Below are 20,299 nucleotides of genomic sequence, written 5' to 3'. Positions count from 1 at the left end.
CCACCAGCCACCAAAGCGGACGCGATCTGATCAGCACCCCCACCAAAAAAGGCGAAACCAAGGTAACACCAGCACTTAGCAGTGAAGCAGCGGCCACGAAGGTAAACAGGTGACCGATGTAACCGATACGATAGGCATCAAAAACCATGATCCACATTTCATAGCCTCGTGTCTCCCTCCACCCGCTTTCCGAATAGGGATCCTCCCAGCGTTCCTGAACCATCACCAGAGACAGCACCAGCAGAGCAAAGGCCGCGATCAAGAAGCCCATCGCGACCAGATCTGTCCTTCGGGCTTTCACTTTCTCCGCGTCATCCCGGTCACGAAACCCAAAATCCCCAAACCGATCACACCCCAATCGCCAACTACGGCATACCCCGTAACCGGTGACAGCTTCGGTATGTCAATCTCGGCCAGTATCCAGCCGCGCGTCAGATGACTCCCCTCTTCATCGCGAATCTCCTGCATGATACCTGAATCCGGATGAGCCGTGGAACCCACCGGATTCACCACTGCACTCACCCCCGAATTCGCACAGCGAATCATCGGCCGACGCAGCTCGATCGCCCGGAACTTGGCATTGGCGAAGTGCTGCGCCGCCGCGGGACTTTCCTTGAACCATCCGTCGTTGGTCACATTGACAATCAGCTGCGGACCACCGCGTACGAATTTCCGCATCAGCCGTGGAACGGTGTCCTCGAAGCACACCGTCGGCAAAAGTTCGACATCCTCCCCGTCGATCTTGATCGAAAGCGGCTCAAAGCTCTCTCCGCTCGAAAAGGATCCTCCGAATTCCGCTCCGGACTGCTGTTCGTAGATTTTCTTGAGGAAGGGTAGCTTCTCTACCAACGGAATATACTCACCGAAGATCACCAGATGATGCTTCCGGTAGACCTCCAGTTCGCCATCCGGCGGCAGCACCACCATCGAGTTCCAAACCCGGGCGTCTTCCTTCCGCACCAGATCCTCGCCAAAGAACTCCCCTTCGACTTCGTTCAAGCCCATCACCACCGTGTAGTCCCCGACTTCCCGGATCCGGTTCAAGGTGATCATGTTCTCATCCCACATGCCCCAAGTGCCATCATCGGTCCGGATGATTCTTCCGGTCAGCGACGACTCCGGCCACATGATCCAGTCAGGACTGCGAAGCTCAATTTCCTCACCTTTTTCCGCGGCCTCACGAAAACGAAGCACGTCCTGCTCCTCAATGGCCCTCAAGGCGCCGAGCGTCTCTTCTTCATAGGCGATGTGGATTTCCTCAGCCGACCACAAACGCCGTGCGGCATCCTGCGGGATGTTGAGTTGAACCATGAGAACCTTCAGCCTAACAGCCTCGCCCTTCCCCGTCGTGTTGAGCCGCCAAACACCGTAGCAAAAACACAAGGCAAGCATGAGCGCCGCCACGCCGAAATCCACGTGCGGCCGTAGTTTTCCAGCCTGGGTTTCGATGAAAAGCCGCCGCGCCGTCTGGACCACCACCGCTTGGAGAAATACCGGGACGAAAGACAGCGCACACAGCCCGAGAAGATCGGCCGACTGAGCCATGACCGGTGTGTCGTGAAATGCCGTGGCCAGAGGATTCCAACCAAAACCCGTGAACAACCAACTGCGCAGCCATTCCAAGCCTGCCCAAAGAGCTGCAACCGCGAAGGCCACCCGCAGCGATCCAAGTGACTGCTTCCAATGACTGTCCTTTACCCTCGATTTCTCCCGCAGCTTCCGCTCCAAGCTCGACTCATCAGCCACGGCTTCAGTGACGCGCCATGGGTTCGCCCACTTCGCAGCAAATGCCCCCCATAGCCCGACGAACAGAGCCAAATACATCGACAAAGCCACCCACCCCGCCGGACTCACCACCGAGAGCCAGTGCAAGCTCAGCAGAAAATAAGCGAGTCCCGCCAACCAAGCGATCCCGAAACCCTTCCAGCCCGGCCTCTTTCCCTTCACCGACCAAATGATCGCAAGCAGCGGCATCACCACCACCCACACCAAGCCGCTCCAATCATAGGGCGGAAGGGTGACCGCCATTCCCAGACCGGAAATCGCCGCCACCACCAGCCTGAACGCCGCGCCTTTCATTCGTCAATTCGGAGTGCGGCCGCGCCAAGAGAATCCCTCATGACGAACTACGCTTCAGCGCATCTTCTTCAATCGCGGCCCACAAGCTGTCGAGCCCCGCCGCAACTCGCGCTTTGGCATCCGACAACTCCCCGCCGGGTGCGGTCTTGCCGAAGAGGTAGAACTTGATCTTTGGCTCGGTCCCCGACGGACGAACGGCAAAGGACCGGCCATCGGCCAACTCGACGAACAACATCCCTTCCTTCGGCAATTCATCGCCTTCCTCATCGAAGAGATCCTGCGTCTTGAAATCCCGGACGCGCTCGACGGCGGAACCATCAACCTCAGTCGGTGGGTTGATCGAGTAGGATGAGGCCAGGGCCTGAATCTTCGCCGCGCCATCGGCACCCTCCATCACCATCGCCTTGCCGCGTTCTTCATGATAGCCGAACTCGGAATAGATATCATCCAACAGGTCCGGCAGCGTCGTGCCGACCGACTTCGCATAGGCGGCGACTTCAGCAAACATCACCGCCGCGCCATTCGCATCCTTGTCACGAACGAAGTCGCAGCCAAGGTAGCCGTAGCTCTCTTCACCACCGAAAAGAAAGAAGCGTGAATACTCGAGACGCAGCTTGCGGGTCGTATCCTCGTCCAGGGAACGATAGTCGCCCTTCTTGTCGGCCGGGATCGCGTCCTCATACTTCTTCAATTTTGAAGCGATGTACTTGAATCCCGTCAGCGTGTTCACCACGCCCAATCCAAACTTCGCCGCGATCGCGCTCTGCAGTTCGGTGGTCACGTAGGTCTTCACAAAAATCGCCCGCGCCCTGGTGGCGTCATTCAGCCAACCGATGTCGAAGGCCGCCTTCGCCCGATACCAGGCCATCAAGGATCCAATCTGATTCCCGGTCAGCAAGCGCATCACGCCCTTGCCATCGCGCGCCACCACACCCATCCGGTCGGAATCCGGATCGGTTCCGATGACGATCTCCGCACCTTCCTTCTCCGCAAGGTCCACGCCCATCTGAAGCGCAGGCGCATTCTCCGGATTCGGCGAAGCCACCGTCGGAAAGCGACCATCCCGCACTTCCTGCTCGGGCACCGTCATCACATCGAAACCGAGCTCACGCAGCATCGGCACCGTGATCTGACCACCCGTGCCATGAATACTGGTAAACACCACTTTCGCGGCAGCGCCCTCAAGCAATGAGGGCTGCATCAACAACGACTTCAGCTTGTCCATGTATTGCCGATCGGCGTCGGCACCAAGAATCGTCACCGTTCCCTGCTCAGACTCAGGAAGCGCATCGTAGCGCTCGCTCATGATCGCGTTCACTTCCTTGATGATCGCCGAGGCATGGGGCTCGACGATTTGAGCCCCATCATTGAAGTAGGCCTTGAAGCCATTGTCGTGCGACGGGTTGTGACTCGCCGTCAGCACCACGCCTGCATCCGCATTCAGGGCCCTCACCGCGAAGGACAGTTGAGGCGTCGAACGGGCATCATCGAAAAGATAGGCATCGCAACCCAGTTCCGAACAAACCTTCGCGCAGAACTCCGCGAAATCGCGCGAGAAATGGCGGGTGTCATGAGCAAACACCATTCGTGGCTTGCGCTCCGATCCGACGTGGGCCTTGACGTAGGTGATCATGCCTCGCACCGCTCGCGAGACATTGAAAAAGTTCATCGTTGCGGTGCCCGCACAGGGATGCTCCGGCCGTTCGTTCGGTCCCCCCTCGCCCTGTTCGACCTTGGTCACCACCCGCCCGATCGTCCGACCGCGCAATCCGCCGGTGCCGAAAGCCAGCGTTTTGAAAAACCGGTCGTTCAGTTCCTGCCACTCACCCCCTTCCGCCAACTCCTTCACGGCACCCTCAGGAATCGGGCTGGCCGCCCCCGAAAGAAGCAAATCGATATTTTCCCGAGAACTCTCAAGAAGGTCTCCGTTCGTGCAGGCTTGGTCGAGAATCGCTGACAGGTCGCTCATTTGAGGCTGGATGCTAGCGGCCATCTCGCTCATGGCAATGCCGTCCATGCGTGATCTCCTCGAATCCGCCATCGCCCGCCGGAAAACCCTTCCGAACGCCCACACCAATGCGTTCCGCCTGATCGACGACTCCGGCGACGGCTTCCCGGGCGTTGAACTCGAAGAACTTGCGGGGCGCTGGCTGCTTTCCACTCGCAACGCCTCGATTCCCGCAGACCTCAAGCACGGGCTCCGCGCCTCCGGGCGCAGCGTTTATTGGAAGCGCCTCGACCAGCATCAAAAGGAGTCCCCCACCCACCTTTTCGGCCCCGCACAGACGGAGCCTTTCGAGATCCTGGAAAACGACGTCCGTTTCGAGCTCTCATTCCAGTCCGGATACTCCCAGGGCATCTTCCTTGATCAAAGGGACAACCGTCAAAATCTTCGAGAGCGGATGCGGTCGGGAAGCACCCTGCTGAACACCTTCGCCTACACGGGTGCCTTTTCCGTCGTGGCCGCACTCGGCGGCGCCGAAACCACAACCCTCGACCTCTCGCAACCTTACATCGACTGGGCCAAACGGAACATGGCGCTCAACAGCATCGACCCCGAGTCCCAGCACTTCTGTAAAGGCGACACCTTTCACTGGCTTCGTCGTTTCGCCAAACAAGGTCGCCGCTTCGATGGCATCGTCCTCGATCCTCCGACTTTCTCACGCGACAAGGACGGCAAGGTCTTCCGCGTCGAAAAAGACTATCCGCATCTCGTCGAACTCGCCGCCGCCTGTCTCCGCCCCGACGGCTTCCTGCTCGCCTGTACCAACTGCCGCCAGCTCGACCCAGGAAGCTTCAAACGTCAGATCAGAAGTGGTTTCGGAAAAGCGGTGCGCATCGAATCGGCTCCCATGCCCAGCGACTTCACCCATGAACCCTACCTGAAGTCCCTTTGGGTCGATGCGGGCCAGTGATACTCGCTGTTTCTGTGAGTAAAGAAAAAGGCGCCCGATGAACCCTTCGGTTCAATTCGGACGCCTATGAAAACGGATCAAATCCGCTCTCACCGACTGCTGTCGGGCTCAAGATCATCGAGCGGTTTGAAGCGTGGGATGCCCTGTTGGAACAGTTCCTCGCCTTGGAAGTTCATGTCGAGATCGACCCGGTCGATGCGCTCCCGAATCGCTGGCGGAACGGCGGCCTTGTCTTCTTCCGTATCGTAAGGACCTTCCCAGACCAACTTGCCGGCCTTGTCGAAAACCCGCACGTCTTTCTGACCATCGACACCCTTCACCTCGATGCTCCCTTCTTCATCGAACAAACGCGCCGTGGCCTCCGCCTTGAATTCGCCGAAATCCAGACCGTTTCCTCCACCCTTCATGCCGCGCTCCATCTTCTTGAGCAGATCGCGCTGCCAGTTGTCGGGCATGGTGCTGCCGCCCCCGAACTGACCCAGTGCCTGCAAGCGCTGCTCCATGGCCTGGCGCATCAGATCGGCATGCTTCTCAGGAAGGTTTCCGAGAAACCCTTCAAGATCTCCCGCACCATCGAAGGACAAGCCAGCTTGCGGAATTCCGGATTCGAGATCCGGCGCCGCACCCAGGGTCACCAATAGATTCTGCCGTTCCCCATTGTGAATGACTTCCAGAGAAACCTGATCTCCAATCGCGTGTTTTTCCACCAGTCGACGAACTTCCTCGGACGATCCCACGCTCACGCCATCCACCCGAGTGATGATGTCATTTACGACCAAACCTGCCGTCTCAGCTGGGCCTCCGCTGACCATGTCGCCGATCACCAAACCTTCGCCTTCCGCAAGTTTCAGATGAGCGGACACAAGCTCGGGAACTGGATCGAGAATGACTCCGATGTACGGTCGCGCAGCCACTTCATCTGGAACCGGCACCGCCTTGGGAGCCTCTAATTCGGGAACAACAGGCACCGCCCGCGGCGGGACCACAGTCTTCTCGGCCGGCGCGCTTCTCGGCGGAATCGGCGGAGCTTCTACAGGTGGCTCGATCGCATGCAGCGGACTGGCAGCCCCTGCAAGCATGAGAAAATGGCGAATGGTAATCTTCATGATTCAAATGTATTTACACTACTAGAAGCGTCGTAGTTCATCTCACTTGTTCAAACTCAGTCAATTTTTTCGGGAACCATCAGGTATTCCACTCTCGGCACCTCCACCTCAACCTCTTCACCCTTGTTGTTGAGGAGCCTCAGCACATCCTTGTAGACCACGCGCACCACCCGGACGGGCTTCTGCTGGTCCGTCCACATCACTCCCAGATCATCCGTTCCACTGACTCCACTATTGAATCCAGCCGGGACAAACGCGCCAGAATTGATCTGGGCAGGAGCCGCGACAATCTTCTTCGATGTCTCTTTCGGTGGACTGACCATCAATGCCGAAAGCCCGCCAGCCAGCGCGACCGCAGCCGCTGCCGCCCACCACTTCGGTGAAATTTTCTTAACTTCGCCACTCTCGACAGGCGCCACTCCCCGCGGGAACAGCACAACTTTTTCGTCCACTGGAAAAGGAACTCCTTGAACGACTTTCTCCAAGCGCGCGGTCAAATCAGAACTCAGAGCCGCAGGCTCGACACGCGTCGCAGCCGCCTCAACCGAGCGTAGCCCGCCATCAACCTGCTGCAGAGTGCCCGCAACGGCCCCCGTCAGACGATCCAACAAGGCATCATCAAGGGCCGCAGGGCGAATTCCCTGCAGTTGCGCTTCTAGTTCCTGGAGTTCGGATTCCATGTCGTGTCTTAGATCGAAAGATCGCCCTTACGGCGGGCGGAGCCGAGTTTCTTCTGCAAGGCTTCAAGTCCATAGCGATACCGCGAGGCCGCGGTGTTTGGAGAAATTTCAAGAGCCTCGCCAATTTGCGCAAATGTCCGCTCTCCCCAAATCTTCATCACGATCACCTCGGAGAACTTTTCCGGCAGCTCCTTCAGACCAGCCTCAATCAAGTCCCTCGTCTCACCATCCGAGGAGTCGCCGTCGAACCATGGGTGAAAACCCTCCATCGCGGCCCTCTCATCATCAATCGTGACCACGTCTTCCCGGCGCCGACGTCGATCATCCTTTCGACCCAGGTCAATCGCGAGCCGTCTCAGGGTGGTGTAAAGGTAGGGCATCCAGGCCTCCTGTCCGCCGCTGAATTCCCCGGACTCCAATTTCCCGACGAGCTTCACCAAGGCGTCTTGAAGAATATCCTCGGCGTCCTCGCTGGAACGCGTCTGCTGCCTTGCAAAAAGCAGGAGACGTGGACCCATTTCCTGGATCCAGGCACGCCAAGCACTGGCCGACGGCGAAAGACTGGTGGCTGGAGCTTCTGTCACAGACGATGGATCATTCGGGGTTTCCATACTCTTAACGATTCTATCAGTCCGATTTGTTTTTCCAATTTCCTAGCAGGAATCGCCCCAGATTCTTGCCAAAGCCCGCCCCGTCGGCGAGTCCGGATTCATCGCTAGCTGGAGCGGCGTCCCACAAGCCACCACTTGCCCGCCTTCTTTCCCACCTCCCGGCCCCAGATCGATCACATGATCGGCAGCCGAAATCACATCCAGCTGATGCTCCACCACCAGCACACTGTGTCCCGCATCCCGCAAGCGGACGAAGGCAGCAAGCAGGCGCTCGACATCCCCGAAATGCAGCCCGGTCGTCGGCTCATCGAAGAAATACAAGGTATGCGGCGCGGCCGGTTTCGAAAGCTCAACCGCCAGCTTGAGGCGCTGGGCCTCCCCTCCTGAAAGCGTGTTGGCCGGCTGCCCGAGCCTGAGATACCCCAAACCCAACTCATCCAGCGTATCGAGAAGCCGCTTCAGTTTCGGCACCGGCCCGAACACTCCCGCCGCCTCATTAACGCTCATCTCGAGAACGTCGGCAATACTCAGACCCTTGAAGGTCAGTTCGAGCGTCTCGCGATTGAAACGCCGACCGCCGCAGGCTGTGCAAGGCACCCACGCATCCGGCAGAAAGTGCATCTCGATCTTCAAACGTCCCGCTCCCTCGCACTTTTCACATCGACCGCCCCGCGTGTTGAAGCTGAATCGACCCGCCCCATAGCCACGCTGGCGAGCCATCGGCAGCTTCGCAAACAACTGACGGATCAAATCAAATGCTCCGGTGAAGGTCGCCGGATTCGACCTCGGACTGCGTCCAATCGCCGACTGATCCACAATCACCGCCTTCCCCAAATGCTCGAAACCCTCGATCGAGTCGTGCTCGCCCGGTCGGTCGACCGAACCATGAAAATGCCGCTTCAAAGCCCGCATCAGAATGTCATCCGCCAGCGTCGATTTCCCACTGCCACTCGGACCCGTTAGACAGCACAGGCAGCCCAAGGGAATCCTCACTTCGAGATCCTGCAAATTGTGCTCCCTCGCCCCATGAATCACAATCTCCTCCTTGATCAATGCAGCTGCCCCGGCCCGGGGCAGGCCGTGAGAGGAGCGTCTCGCTCCGTTAAGCCACTTCTTCGTTGGCGACTCCTCCGACAAACTCTCAAGCGGTCCATTCGCCAACAACAGCCCACCATGCTTGCCCGCGCCCGGCCCCAACTCCACCACCCAGTCGGCCGCCCGAATGATGGCCTCATCGTGTTCCACCACGACCACCGTATTTCCCCGGTCACGCAAGCGCTTGAGCGCCTCGATCAGCTTCCCCGTATCCTCCGCGTGCAGACCGATACTCGGTTCATCCAAAACGTAGAGCACTCCTGTTAGCCCACTCCCCAGCTGCGTCGCCAGACGAATCCGCTGCGCCTCGCCGCCCGAAAGCGTCCCACTCGATCGATCCAGGCCCAAATATCCCAACCCCACCTCATTCAAAAACCCGATCTTCTCCTTCAGCTCCTCCACCAGTCGCCCACAAATCGCCGCCCGATCCTCCGGCACTTTCACCCCCTCCAACCACTCGAGCGCCTCCTCCACCGGCAACCCACAAAAATCCATGATCCCCAGCCAGCTCCCGCCCTCCGTGGCATGACCGTCCCGGGCATGAATCAATGAGCCGCCTTCAATCCTCACTGCCAATATCGACTTCTTCAAGCGCCTCCCCTCGCACACCCGGCACGCCCGCTCTGCCATCACCCGCCCAATCCGGCGCTTCACCGCCTCCGACGGCGCCGACATCCACTTCCTTTCCGCCTCCGGACAAAGCCCCTCATACTTCTTCACTTGCTTCCTTTTTTCCACCCCGACCCTCCACCCCGTGTCCAATTCCCCACCATAAAAAATCAGCGCCCGAGCCTCCTCCGGCAGCTCCGCGAAGCTCGCATCCTCCGCCAAACCAAACATCCTCAACACCGCGGCGGCCTCACGTGCGAACATCTTGCCGCGCTGCGCCTTCGGCTTCCACCAGCCAGTCACCGCCCCATCGACCAGCGGCTTGTTCACATCATCCACCAGCAATCCAGGATCACAGAATCGCTCCGTACCCAGCCCTTCACAGCCCCGACAGGCTCCCAGATGCGAATTGAAGGAAAAGTGACGCGGACTTAACTCACTGATCGTAAATCCAGTTCGTGCGTTTCGATAACTTGTTTGAAATGAACGTTCATTCCAATCATCCGATTCAACTGCTTGCACCAGCACCCGCGCTTCACTCCCACAAATTCGCAACACCGTCTCGACGGAATCCGCCAGGCGCGACGCCACTCCTTCCCTCACCACCAGCCGATCGACCACCACTTCGACCCTGGCCACCGCTTCCGGCCAGCTCTGCTCGGCTTCTTCCAAATCCAGCAATTCCCCGTTCACCCGCACCCTCACAAATCCCTGTCGCCGCAAATCGCCAAGCAAGCTCGATGCATCCGCCGCATCCTCCTTCGGCACCGGAGCCAGCAGCACCAGCTTCGTCCCCTCCGGTTCCGCCGCCAGCGCTGCCACCATGTCCGCCGAACTCATCTTCTCCAACTTCTCGCCCGTCTCCGGATCATGTGGTGTCCCCGCCGCCGCCCACAGCACCCGCAAGTGCTCATAAATCTCCGTCACCGTCGCCACCGTCGACCGCGGATTCAGCCCGCCACTCCGCTGCTCGATCGCGATCGCCGGGCTCAGCCCATCGATCGCATCCACATCCGGCTTTTCCAGCTGATCGAGAAACTGCCGCGCATAGGCCGAGAGCGACTCCACAAACCTCCGCTGACCCTCCGCAAACAGCGTGTGAAAGGCCAGCGACGACTTCCCGCTGCCACTCGGCCCGGTCATCACCACCAGCTTCTCCCGAGGAAACTCCAAATCGAGGTTCCTCAAATTATGCTGCCTCGCCCCACGAATTCGAATCACCCGCCGACTTTCAGTCCAAACCCGAACCCAAGCAAGATTCCCAACAACGAAATCGCACGAAAATCCGCGAAATTTGAAAGGCCGTTTGATTTCGAACCACGAAAGGCACCCAACCCACAATCTATGAGCTCCCTTACCTGCCTTTCCTCAACTCAAAAAAATTCGCGCTCTTTCGCGCCGTTTCGTTGTTCTCCATCCAGAGCCACCATCGTAGGAACTTGGAACTTGGAACTTGGAACTTGGAACTTGGAACTTGGAACTTGGAACTTGGAACTTATGCCTTCCCCGTGCTCTGCGACTTCCTCAATCCCAACAAGCCTTCGCTGAAAATCTGCGGCGTTACCCTCGCCGCCGATGCCGAGCGCCTCGCCACCATGCACATCGACGCGCTTGGCGTGAACTTCTGGCCCAAATCAAAGCGCTTCCTCAACCCCGACGACGCTGACTTCCTCAAACCTCTCGCTGGAAGAATCCTCCGCGTCGGCGTCTTCGTCAACGCTGACCCCGATCATCCACGCGAGCTCTTCCAGCGCGGTCTCATCGATGCCGTCCAGCTCCACGGCGATGAATCCCGAGAGGAAGCCCAAGCCTACCTCGACGACAAGATCCCGGTCATCAAAGCCCTCGGCATCCGCAACGAAGACGACCTCAAGGCTGCCGCCGACTTCCCCGCCGACGCCCTCCTGTTAGACGCCCACGCCCCCGGTCTCTACGGCGGCACTGGTCAAACCATCGACTGGATCGCCGCCGCCGAATTCATCGAATCGCACCCCAACCTCTCGATCATCCTCGCCGGCGGCATCGTCCCCGAAAATGCCGCCGAAGCGCTGGCGACTGTTCACCCCGCCGCCCTTGATACGGCTTCAGGTTCAGAGTCATCGCCGGGCATCAAGGATTTTGAAAAAGTCGCCGCCCTGAACGCGCTGTTCTGAATGCAGACGAAGTCCACTCGAGCTTTTTCTCTAGCAAGGTACAACAGAAAGCTCCCGAAGCAGCGGTTTTCCCGTTGGTGGTAAGTTCATCCCCAAAGCGGCGCTAATCCTCCTGCCCACGAGACCCGACCTCCCGCCACTCGACCTTCTCAAACCGCGTCGGGCTTTCATAGGAACCGATACCGAGGGAGATCAAATGTTTGCCGGCTTCCCATTCCCATGGACCGACAATCCCCAAGGGGTGGGGTCCAATATCAAAAGTTCCCCGCTCTTCCCCATCAATCGAAACATTCACTCGTCCAGGCCGGACTTGGACCAGAAGCTCATACGACCGGCCGTTCTCAATATGGAAAGGAAATCCCCGCGTCTCGCGAAGGTCCCGGCCGTTCACCCGCTGAACTCCGGAAAGACCCTCATCCCATCCATCGATATCAAGGGATCCAAGAGTCCCGTTCGCCGTGAAAAAAACCGCAATGGAATGCACTCCCGACAAGCGCGTGAACCTTAGCCGGACATCATAGGCTTCCGGCATTTCGTGCTCGAGCGACAGGACACAAACCTGCTGGTCCGTGATGAGCATATCCCCGTCCGTTCGCCAGCCACCGGAAATGACATCGTCTCGAAGCGCGACATCAACCAATGCATCATTCCATTCCCCCGCCATCCCCGGATCCGGAATTCCTGTTGGTGCAACCGCCTGATTGCCTTTCCCACTAAGCGCCGTCACTGGCTTCCACATGGCCGTGAAGAGCCCAATACCAATCGCGCCTCCGGCACCAAGAACCCAGCCCTTCCGCTTCCGCGAACCTGCCTGCCCGTCGATGGCCTTGATAAAGTCCACCATCGAATCGAAGCGACCGGCCGGATCGGGCCGGAGCGCCCTCATCACCGCGTCGCTCACCTGCCGCGGTAGCTCCGGTCGAATCGCGCGCGGCGATGCAAAACTCCCGCGCGGCACCTGCCCGGTCAGCATCTCGTAGAAAACGACGGCCACCGAGTAGAGATCGCTGCGGGCATCGAGTTCATTCGATCGAAATCGCTCCGGTGCCAGATAGTCAATCGTGCCCACCGTGGTGCCGGTGCGCGTCAGCCGGGTCGAGCCTTGATCCATCGGGGCGGCCAGCCCGAAATCCGAGACCCTCGCCGTGCCATCACGACCGATCAGAACGTTCTCCGGCTTCATGTCCCGGTGCACCACTCCTGCAGCGTGCGCCGCGGCAAGGGCGGACGAAATTTCCCGGATCAGGCGGGTCGCGACCTCAAGCGGCATGCCATCCGGATGTTCGTCGATCCGGTCGCGCAGGTTGCCTCCTTCGACATACTCCATGACGATCGCCGCCTCATTGCCACCCAGCACCTCGAAGTGATGCACCGTGACGACGTTCGGATGGTTGAGTTTCGCCATCGTCCTCGCCTCGAGTTCCAGCCGGGCGAGGAACATCGGATCCTCCTTCAGCTCGGCAGCCACCCGCTTGACCGCGACGTCGCGATCCAGACCGATCTGCCGGGCAAGATAAACCGCCCCCATCCCGCCCCGACCGATCTGCCGCCTGATCTCGTATCCGGGCAACTCGGGAGACGAACTCTCGTCATCCGTATCGGAAAACCCACGCGCCATCAAGAGACCGGGTTGCAGCCCGGAGAGATGAGGGTGGGGTGAAGGTCTTGGCGCACCGTCCGACATGGCCGCTGGTAGATAGCAATACATCCCCTCGACGGGAACACCAATTAGATATCGTTCAGGGCAGCCATCAGATAGTGGATCTCCTCCTCAACGCTCGACTCGTCCGGCTTGGTCTCCGCAACCTCAGCGCGAAGCGCTTCGCGAAACCTCGCCCGCAGGCGGTGGACGGCGACCTTGAAAGTCGCGGCTCTCATCCCGATCGCCGACCCGGCCTCGTCGTAGTCCGCACCGCTTCCCTCCCGGGTCAAAAACGGCCGCAACGCCTTGAACAAATCCTCCTTGCCTTCCGACTTCGCCCGCATTTCCAGCGAGCGCACCGCCTGATCGAGCACCGTCAAGGCCCACTGCCGGTCGAACAGATGATCCGCGCTTTCGCCTTCCTTCTTTTCGACGCCATACCACTGCTCCGCCTCAACCACATCGAAGGAAACCACGTTTCCGCCACCTCGGCGAAGCGCCCGCGACTTGCTCATTTCATCCCTTACGTGGCGCTGCAAAGCTGTTAGAAGAAAGGTCCTCAGCTTGCCACGATTTGAGTCGGCGGTATCGAACAGGCGCTTCTCCAGAACCTGCACGAAGAAACCCTGGACCATGTCCTCCGCGTCCGCCGATGAGAGGCCGTAGCGCCGACACCACGCATAAAGCGGGAACCAATAGGTCTGACACAGATCTCCGAGCGCGCGGGAGGCTTCCGCACCCTCGCCACGCGTCTTCAGCACGAGACTCCAGCGGGTCGCTCGGAATTCACGGCCTTCGGGATTGGATTCCGTGGGTGTCATTTTTCTTAGAAACCATGTAACCGCGACGGCGAAAAACCCAAGCAGAAGTCACCAATGAAACGCTTTGCCATCCCGGTCTTCATTCTCGTGCTTGTAACGATCATCCTGCTCAAATCAATGCCATCACGAAAAATGGTGGAGTCAGAGCCATTGAATGACCGGGTTCCGGTCGTTTCTAAAACCGCTCCGGTTCCAAGCCTTTCCGAGCCAGTCGCCAACGCGCCCGCCGCCGTTCCAAGCCCGCAGGAAATCCAAAGGCTGATCCAGCGCCACGAAGCCGATGGCTATCAGATCCACAACCACGACGGCACGGCTCACGCCAGCAATAGCCGTCACAGAATATCCGCACAGTGGTCCACCGACGACGGAAGTCTGCGGGTGGAATCCCTCGATTTTAAGCAGCCGTGGCATTTCTCGATGCAAGCCCGGGGAGCGGTGGCATCGCATGAGGTCGACGACGAGACGCTGACTTTCCGGCGGGATGGAATGGATGAATGGTTCACGAATGATGCACGGGGCATTGAGCATGGGTTTCATGTTCCGGAGCCACCAAGTCACCGGACGGACGAGGGCTTTCGCGTCGTGATGGACCTGAGCACCTCGCTCAGCCCCGAGCTTTGCGAGAACGGTCGCGCGGTCTCGTTTGTGGATTCAACGGGCGAGGCTGCGCTGAATTATCGCGGTCTGCTCGTTCTTGATGCCACCGGGCGTCCGCTGCCTGCGGCGCTGGAAGTCGCCGATGGCGAAGACACCGGCACCTGGGAACTCGCCATCCATGTCGAGGATCGCGACGCCGTTTATCCGCTGATGATCGATCCGTTTCTGACGACGAAAAACGATGACCTTATTTCCATCAGCCCCGAAGCCAGTGAGCTCTTTGGGTTTACCTTATCCATGTCCGGGAACCTCCTCGCCGTGGGGATCCCAAGATTCGATTCAGCAGCGGGAGATGATTCCGGAGCGGTGGATCTCTTCGAGTTCAACGAAGTGGTTCAAGCTTGGACTCACTTGAAGCGGCTTTTCCCGGCAAACCCGACCTTCGAAGGGTTCTTCGGATTCGCCCTCGAACTGGACGGTGACACTCTCATCGTGGGAGCACCTGAGGAGAGTCCGTCCGGCCTCCAAAGCGGAGCGGCGTATCTCTTTGAACGGGATCTTGGTGGCATCGACAATTGGGGGCTGGCGCTTGAGTTGAATCCGGCGGATGGCGAAGAAAGCGCGCGCTTCGGGAGCAGTGTGGCGCTTGATGGGGGCGTGGCTGCGGTCGGGGCACCCGGCTTCAGTGCGGGTGGTGTATCCGGCACGGGTGCCCTTTATGCGCTTTTTAGGGATAATTCCGGGGTGTGGTCGGCTCCCGAGCAGGTGACGGGATACAGCCCCACCATCAACAATGCCTATGGCGGTGCGGTGAGCGTTTCGGGAACCACGATCGCCGCCTCCGCCCTTTTCGGCGAGACCGTTGGGACACCTGACAATGTGGGCATTGTGATTATTCATGAGTTTATCCTCGATGACGACGGGCTTCCTGTTTCGCATTCGACGGAAACAATCGCGGATATCAATCCATCGACTTTCGCTCGCTTTGGCACGGCGCTCGACTTGGAAGGAGATACCCTCGTGGTCGGTTCGCCTTTCAAGGATACCTTTGCGGGCGACGATGCAGGAGAGGTTTCAATTTTTCGTCGTTCAGTGATGGGAAATTGGCAATGGTCGGCCGCCTTGCAGGCACCGGATGCTGAGGCTTTTTCGAACTTCGGGCAGTCTCTCAGCCTGAGCGGTGATACCCTGGTCATCGGCTCGCCCCTCTGGTCGCCGTTTGGAATCAATCAGGCTGGGAGCGCCTACCTTTTTGAAAGCCCGCCCGGGCTCGCAAGCGACTGGAGCTTTATTGAGCGCTTGATTAGCTCACCCATGGAGGCCGAGTCACGCTACGGCTGGTCGGTGGCGCTGAGTGGCGATGCCATGGCGATTGGTAGTCCCTACGACAACCTCACGGCAGGAGATGACGCCGGGTCCGTGGAAACGCTGGTTCGGAGATCCGCCCGCTGGCAGGTGGTTCGGGCGCCCGAGTTTAGCTATCCTGAGAATACAGAAATGGGCCACGCGGTTTCCATGGATCGCGGGCGGGCGGCTGTCGGCATCCCGGGCTTTCAGACCACAGGAACGACCTCTGGGGGGGTTTGGGTTCTCACTTCTGCCTTGGGTCTTGAAGAGAGTTGGGGTATCGAGGCGAACCTGACCAGTCCGGTGCCCCAGGAAGGAGAACGCTTCGGAGCGAGCGTGGCGGTTTTTGAAGACTGGCTGCTGGTCGGTGCGCCTGGTTGGGACGAACCGGGAGCGGTCGATGCCGGGCGGGCTTACCTTTTCCGACGCACGGAGGCGGCGGGCTGGGCCTTTCACAAGACGCTCGACGTGCCTGGTCTGCCCGCAGGGGCCGAGTATGGCACTGCGGTGGCGATGAATTCACGCTGGGCCTTCGTCGGTGCTCCGGGGATGAATTTCGGCTACGTTTTTGATCGCTACGAGGGCGGGTCTGATTTCTGGGATATCTCGACCATCATCGATGAGTCTGCCGAAGGAGGCCGTTTTGGCAGCGCGGTCACGGTGGACGGAAACTACGCGGCATTCTCCGCTCCTGAGCGCAACGGCTTTTCGCCTGCTGTAAAAGGCGGCGTGGTCATCAGCGCCGGTCAGGTCAAAGTCTATCGACCAAGCCTGCTGCCCGCTGGGGTGGTCTGGACCGAAAACCAAACACTGCCGATACCGGAACCCGATGGCTCCTTCGGAGCTGCCAACGCTGATTTCGGCGCCAGCCTGTCGCTCCACCGGGGTGTCCTCCTCGTCGGGGAACCCGGCCATGCGTCCGATGCAGGGCGCGCTCGCCTCTTCGCGGTCAACGAGGGTGGCTCGGCGAACTGGGGCGAGGTAGCCACCTTTGCGGCACCGAATTCAGCTCCTGGCGAACGCTTTGGCAGTGCAAGCGGCATGGGCTCGCGCTGGTTCTTCGTCGGTGCAAGCGGGCGGCTCCGCTCGGGGGTCGCGACGGGTGCGGTTTTCACCTACGACCGCCACGAAGTGGGACAGCCCGGAGATTTGGAACCGGCCTCGACGCTCTTCCATCCGCGCGGGGCGCTTGGTGATCGCTTCGGGGCCTCGCTCTCCTTTTCCGACAACGAACTCATCGTCGGACTTCCCGGTGCCCGGAACAGCTCCGATAATGCGGACGTCGGAAATTATGCGGTTTTCCATCGTCAGACCGCAGCCTGGGCACAACTCGGGAGTGCCGCCGGGGCCATTGCCAGCACGGGTGACCAATTGGGTTACTCGGTGGCGGTGGACGGCGATTTTCTCGTGGCGGGCGCTCCTTTTGACTCAGTCAGCGGAAACCTCAGTGCGGGTTCGGCGCATCTTTATCGACGTAATCCATCCACAGCCAACGGCTGGAGCTTTGTGAAACTCCTGTTGGCGGGCGATGTTCAAGTCGGGGCGAATTTCGGCTACTCTGTCGACATTCAGGCCGACACCATTGTCATCGGTGCTCCCGGGTGGGACTCGCGAGGGGCTGCCTACGTCTTCAGCCGCAATACCGGTGGTGCCGACAATTGGGGGCAGCGACGCCGCATCGACCTTGCGGGCGTCCTTAACGGCGACGATTTTGGCGAGGCAGTGAGTGTGGACGAAGATCTGATCGTAGTTGGTGCGCCTGCCGACAACACTGTGGCAGGGTTTGATACCGGGCGGGTCTATGTTTTCGAGCGCAATGAGGGCGGTGCCAACAATTGGGGCTACCTTGATGATTTCGGCAAACCAGCGGCGGCCCCTTTTGATTTCTTTGGCTCTGCGGTCGATCATCGTGACGGCGGAATCCTGGTGGGAGCTCCCTTGAGCGATGAGACTGGAGACGCCTCGGGCGGCGTCTTTTTCTTCAAACGAGCGCCGGGTGCCGCAAGCTGGTCGCTTTACGATACTTTTCCGCCATCAGCCGGCTTGAATGACCGGATCGGGGGATCGGTGGCACTTGACCGGGGCATCGCGATTGCCGGAGGAATCGGTGATTCCGATGGGGCCACAAACACCGGCGCGGCTTGGGTCTTCATCGATAATTTTGGCGATGGATCCAATTGGACCCGCGAGAAGAAAATGAGGCCCGTGGAATTTGAGAATCCATCGAATCTTGAGAATTTATTTTTTGGTTCGGCGGTCAGTGTCAAGGGCGACCAGGTCGCTGTGGGTGCTACTGGTTACGATGAGGGGGCGAGTTTTAATATCGGGGCTGCCTTCGTCTTTGAGAGAAATCAGTCTGTCCGCAGAGGCTGGGGACTCGTACGCAAGCTCGTCGGTCAGGGAACCGGCGCAGGTGACCAAATGGGCGCGGCGATTGCGATGACGGATGATTTGATCGTGGCAGGTGCTCCGGAAGCGGATCAGGGCGGACAAGTCGATGCCGGATATCTGTTCTTCTTCGGTGACATCGGCTCGGCCAATGAAAGCTGGGCGCGTGCCCGGTTTGGCGATGCCGACGTGGATAACGCGGCGCTCGAAGACAGCCTTTGGGGACCGAATGCCGATCCCGACAACGATGGAAGAGTCAATGCCGTCGAGGCCTTCATGGCAACCGACCCGCAACTCGCCGAGTCCCCGGGGGCGGTCAGCGAAATCTTGCGGGATGATGCCGGCGACCTCGTATTCCGCTACCGCAAGGGAAAGGAAACCCAAGGTGCGGAAGGCCGGGTGACCTGGTCACGGGACATGAGTGAATGGCGTGGGGGAGAGCGGCCTTCGGACGAATTTGAAATCGCCACTCGCGTCGTTTCCGATCACCATGATCACTTCATGATGGAGGCCCGGATCAGCGCGGATCAGCTCGTCAGCGAGCCTCGCCTCTTCATGCGGCTCGAAGTAAACGTGCCTTAATCTTCAAATTATTGTAACCAGAAGCCTCTTTTGCCCAATCCCATGGCATGAAACTTCTCTCCATCCTTCCGCTCGCGGCTCTGCTGAACCAAGTGGTTGTTGGTGCGATTGGTGACGGCTTTCCGAACATTGATCGTGTCGGAAATGAAGGCACCATGATCGGCGCGCCCTTTGCCGAGCTCGATGGTCGTTCCGCGATCATCGCCTGGCATAATGGCGTGCTCTATACGATCCCGGAGGTGCCGGGGAGTCGGGTCGGCTTCTCGGACTATCTGGTGAGTTCCTGGGACATCTCGAACATTGGTGTCGCGGCTCCGGCTGAACTCGGAACCCACGGGATCACACGGCACCCGATACTTGCCCATGGTTTCCTATACCGGAACAACACCCTGGTGCTTGGGGACAACCATGAAATGAACCGCTCTTTCCTAGCGACCGAAGTTTATGGCACCAATGACAACGTCTCATACTCCGACATGGATCCGCTATACGGCGTCGGAGGCCACGGGGCGATGTATGTTCCGTTCGGTGCGGAGCCTTCCTATCGAAACTATTTCCCCTCCCAGGAAGACGCACAGCTCAGGCGGATGAATCCGGTGACGGGGATATGGGAAACCACCGCGACCTGGGATCATCTTTCGCTCACCGGAGTGGCCGGCTACCCATTCATCGTCGGAAATCTCCTGATCTACTGCGCAGATGGAAACCGCTCGGGTCTTGCGATCTATGACATCAGCGACGTCACCCAGCCTGCGCTACTGAGCACGGTGACCGACGGTGGGGCCGGTGGCTACTGGCCGAGTCTGTGGGGCGGGGATGGACGTCTCTACGCCGTTTGGGCCTACCGTCAGGAATTCAACGAGGTCGGCAATGGCATCCGGATCATCGACATCACCGATCCAAGTGACCCGCAATGGGTGACCGATACGCCATTACCGGATGAAGACCAGACGCAGTATGTCATGTTCCAAGACGACTATGCATTTCTGGGAAACCATAAATTCGACATGCGTTCCCATGAAGTCGTGCTGAGTTTCCCGACCGAGGCGAACGGAGTGGATGCCAGCCAATTCGCGCTGCCGCTCGGGAATCTGGTCCTTCTCGGCGGCTACGGTGATCAACAGGGCGTCTCAACCTGGGTCCACCAGGAACTCGCCGATACGCGTCCCCCTGCCGTGGGTTTCCATCTTCCCCAGGACGGGCAGACCAACTATCCAGTCAGCGCCCCGATCAGCCTCCTGATCCATGAAGTGCTGGAAACTCGCACGATCATCAATGGCGACACCATCCTCATTCGCCCCGTCGGTGGCGCTCCGCTCGCCGCGCAGTTCACGCTCTCTTTCGACGGCGTCCTGACCTTCACGCCGGACGCGCCGCTGCAAGCGAACACGAGTTACGAAGTGGTGTTGGATGGGATTCAGGATGCATCTGGCAATGCCATGGAGCCCTACAGCTTTACTTTCTCCACCGGTGAAACCGTATCCGGAAACGCGGCACCGATTGTTGAATCCTTCACGGCAGATCAAACGGTCGTCGAACCCGGGGCGCTGATCACGCTGACAGCAGTGGCCAGTGACGACAATGATCCGGCACTGGATTTGGAGTTCCGGTTCGATCCGGGCAATGGCGAGGCTAAGACAGAGTGGAGCTCTAACAGCAGCGTCGGTTTTATCT

Annotated in this window: 13 protein-coding genes; 4 read left to right on the top strand and 9 right to left on the bottom strand. The window is 59.3% G+C overall.

Going from position 1 to position 20,299, the window contains the following annotated elements; translation table 11 throughout:
- The 3 genes from WBG04_RS20365 to WBG04_RS20355 all read right to left on the bottom strand — a co-directional run.
- On the bottom strand, nt 1-271 hold a 271-nt coding region (locus WBG04_RS20365), incomplete at its 3' end, for a hypothetical protein (protein WP_424316565.1).
- 26 nt (nt 272-297) lie between these two features.
- Entirely contained in the window at nt 298-2,079 is a 1,782-nt protein-coding gene (gene lnt / locus WBG04_RS20360) for an apolipoprotein N-acyltransferase (protein ID WP_424316564.1), read from the bottom strand.
- Nucleotides 2,080-2,116: 37 nt separating this feature from the next.
- Entirely contained in the window at nt 2,117-4,048 is a 1,932-nt protein-coding gene (locus WBG04_RS20355; protein WP_424316563.1) for a phospho-sugar mutase, read from the bottom strand.
- Nucleotides 4,049-4,094: 46 nt separating this feature from the next.
- Between WBG04_RS20355 and WBG04_RS20350 the strand changes: the two genes are divergently transcribed.
- Nucleotides 4,095-4,994 carry a class I SAM-dependent rRNA methyltransferase gene (locus WBG04_RS20350; RefSeq protein WP_424316562.1) on the top strand — a complete coding sequence of 300 codons (900 nt, stop codon included), beginning with the start codon at nt 4,095-4,097 and terminating at the stop codon, nt 4,992-4,994.
- Nucleotides 4,995-5,083: 89 nt separating this feature from the next.
- On the opposite strand, the gene WBG04_RS20345 is transcribed toward WBG04_RS20350, so the two are convergent.
- Genes WBG04_RS20345 through uvrA form a run of 4 tightly spaced genes read right to left on the bottom strand, consistent with a single transcriptional unit; the run spans nt 5,084 to nt 10,316 of the window.
- On the bottom strand, nt 5,084-6,100 hold the full coding sequence (locus WBG04_RS20345; RefSeq protein ID WP_424316561.1) for a S1C family serine protease: 1,017 nt from the start codon (nt 6,098-6,100) through the stop codon (nt 5,084-5,086).
- 56 nt (nt 6,101-6,156) lie between these two features.
- Nucleotides 6,157-6,780: a hypothetical protein gene (locus WBG04_RS20340; RefSeq protein ID WP_424316560.1), complete on the bottom strand. Its 624-nt coding sequence runs from the start codon at nt 6,778-6,780 to the stop codon at nt 6,157-6,159.
- Nucleotides 6,781-6,788: 8 nt separating this feature from the next.
- Nucleotides 6,789-7,391 carry an RNA polymerase sigma factor gene (locus WBG04_RS20335; protein ID WP_424316559.1) on the bottom strand — a complete coding sequence of 201 codons (603 nt, stop codon included), beginning with the start codon at nt 7,389-7,391 and terminating at the stop codon, nt 6,789-6,791.
- 42 nt (nt 7,392-7,433) lie between these two features.
- Nucleotides 7,434-10,316: an excinuclease ABC subunit UvrA gene (uvrA, locus tag WBG04_RS20330; RefSeq protein WP_424316558.1), complete on the bottom strand. Its 2,883-nt coding sequence runs from the start codon at nt 10,314-10,316 to the stop codon at nt 7,434-7,436.
- Between the two features lie 260 nt (nt 10,317-10,576).
- Between uvrA and WBG04_RS20325 the strand changes: the two genes are divergently transcribed.
- Nucleotides 10,577-11,248: a phosphoribosylanthranilate isomerase gene (locus tag WBG04_RS20325; RefSeq protein ID WP_424316557.1), complete on the top strand. Its 672-nt coding sequence runs from the start codon at nt 10,577-10,579 to the stop codon at nt 11,246-11,248.
- 103 nt (nt 11,249-11,351) lie between these two features.
- Here WBG04_RS20325 and WBG04_RS20320 read toward each other — a convergent pair whose 3' ends face one another.
- Together WBG04_RS20320 and WBG04_RS20315 are read right to left on the bottom strand one after the other, a co-directional pair.
- Nucleotides 11,352-12,866: a serine/threonine-protein kinase gene (locus WBG04_RS20320; protein ID WP_424316556.1), complete on the bottom strand. Its 1,515-nt coding sequence runs from the start codon at nt 12,864-12,866 to the stop codon at nt 11,352-11,354.
- Nucleotides 12,867-12,976: 110 nt separating this feature from the next.
- Nucleotides 12,977-13,711 carry an RNA polymerase sigma factor gene (locus WBG04_RS20315; RefSeq protein ID WP_424316555.1) on the bottom strand — a complete coding sequence of 245 codons (735 nt, stop codon included), beginning with the start codon at nt 13,709-13,711 and terminating at the stop codon, nt 12,977-12,979.
- A gap of 54 nt (nt 13,712-13,765) precedes the next feature.
- On the opposite strand from WBG04_RS20315, the gene WBG04_RS20310 reads away from it, so the two are divergent.
- Together WBG04_RS20310 and WBG04_RS20305 are read left to right on the top strand one after the other, a co-directional pair.
- Nucleotides 13,766-18,625 carry a hypothetical protein gene (locus tag WBG04_RS20310; RefSeq protein WP_424316554.1) on the top strand — a complete coding sequence of 1,620 codons (4,860 nt, stop codon included), beginning with the start codon at nt 13,766-13,768 and terminating at the stop codon, nt 18,623-18,625.
- A gap of 47 nt (nt 18,626-18,672) precedes the next feature.
- The coding region (locus tag WBG04_RS20305; RefSeq protein ID WP_424316553.1) for an Ig-like domain-containing protein at nt 18,673-20,299 on the top strand (1,627 nt) is incomplete at its 3' end.

The sequence above is a fragment of the Haloferula sp. genome, from assembly GCF_049672945.1.
Taxonomy (GTDB): domain Bacteria; phylum Verrucomicrobiota; class Verrucomicrobiia; order Verrucomicrobiales; family Akkermansiaceae; genus Haloferula.
Note: the sequence above shows the minus strand (reverse complement) of the source record. Positions and strands in the feature narration are given on the sequence as shown.